The sequence below is a fragment of the Acinetobacter sp. YH12236 genome, assembly GCF_013417645.1.
Taxonomy (GTDB): Bacteria; Pseudomonadota; Gammaproteobacteria; order Pseudomonadales; family Moraxellaceae; genus Acinetobacter.
On the sequence record NZ_VPDM01000073.1, the window covers coordinates 1 to 1,493 of the forward strand.

Here is a 1,493-nt window from a genome sequence, read left to right on the forward strand (position 1 = left end):
CATGCCTACAGTCTTCCACCTGGACAACCAACGCCAGGCTGACTTAACCTTCTCCGTCCTCTCATCGCATTACACTGAAGTATTGGAATATTAACCAATTTCCCATCGACTACGCCTCTCGGCCTCGCCTTAGGGGTCGACTCACCCAGCCCCGATTAACGTTGGACTGGAACCCTTGGTCTTTCAGCGAACGGGTTTTTCACCCGTTTTGTCGTTACTCACGTCAGCATTCGCACTTCTGATACCTCCAGCATGCTTCTCAACACACCTTCATCGGCTTACAGAACGCTCCCCTACCACTTGCAATAAATTGCAAATCCGCAGCTTCGGTACATAGTTTTAGCCCCGTTACATCTTCCGCGCAGGCCGACTCGACTAGTGAGCTATTACGCTTTCTTTAAAGGGTGGCTGCTTCTAAGCCAACCTCCTAGCTGTCTATGCCTTCCCACATCGTTTCCCACTTAACTATGATTTAGGGACCTTAGCTGGCGGTCTGGATTGTTTTCCTCTTGACTACGGACGTTAGCACCCGCAGTCTGTCTCCCGGATAGTACTCATTGGTATTCGGAGTTTGCATCGGTTTGGTAAGTCGGGATGACCCCCTAGCCGAAACAGTGCTCTACCCCCAATGGTATTCGTCCGAGGCGCTACCTAAATAGCTTTCGGGGAGAACCAGCTATCACCGAGTTTGATTAGCCTTTCACCCCTATCCACAAGTCATCCCCTGGCTTTTCAACGACAGTGGGTTCGGTCCTCCAGTTAGTGTTACCCAACCTTCAACCTGCTCATGGATAGATCACCCGGTTTCGGGTCTATACCCAGCAACTAAACGCCCTATTAAGACTCGATTTCTCTACGGCTCCCCTATTCGGTTAACCTCGCTACTGAATATAAGTCGCTGACCCATTATACAAAAGGTACGCAGTCACCACACAAAGTGGCTCCCACTGCTTGTATGCATGCGGTTTCAGGATCTATTTCACTCCCCTCACAGGGGTTCTTTTCGCCTTTCCCTCACGGTACTGGTTCACTATCGGTCAGTCAGGAGTATTTAGCCTTAGAGGATGGTCCCCCTATATTCAGACAAGGTTTCACGTGCCTCGCCCTACTCGACATCATCATATCAGCCCTTTCGTGTACAGGACTATCACCCACTATGGTTGCACTTCCCAGAGCATTCCACTAAAACTGATATGACTTAATGGGCTGTTCCCCTTTCGCTCGCCGCTACTGAGGGAATCTCAATTGATTTCTTTTCCTACGGATACTGAGATGTTTCACTTCTCCGCGTTCGCCTCATAAACCTATGTATTCAGTTTATGATACCGACCTTATAGCCGGTGGGTTTCCCCATTCAGACATCTCCGGATCACAGGATATTTGCCGCCTCCCCGGAGCTTTTCGCAGGCTATCACGTCTTTCTTCGCCTCTGACTGCCAAGGCATCCACCACATGCACTTAATTACTTGACTATACAACCCCAAACAGTCGTT

Annotated in this window: 1 rRNA gene; it reads right to left on the reverse strand. The window is 49.6% G+C overall.

The annotated features are described in order from the left end of the window. Nucleotides 1–1,472 (reverse strand): 23S ribosomal RNA (locus FTV14_RS15845); the annotation flags it as partial. Nucleotides 1,473–1,493 lie beyond the last annotated feature (21 nt).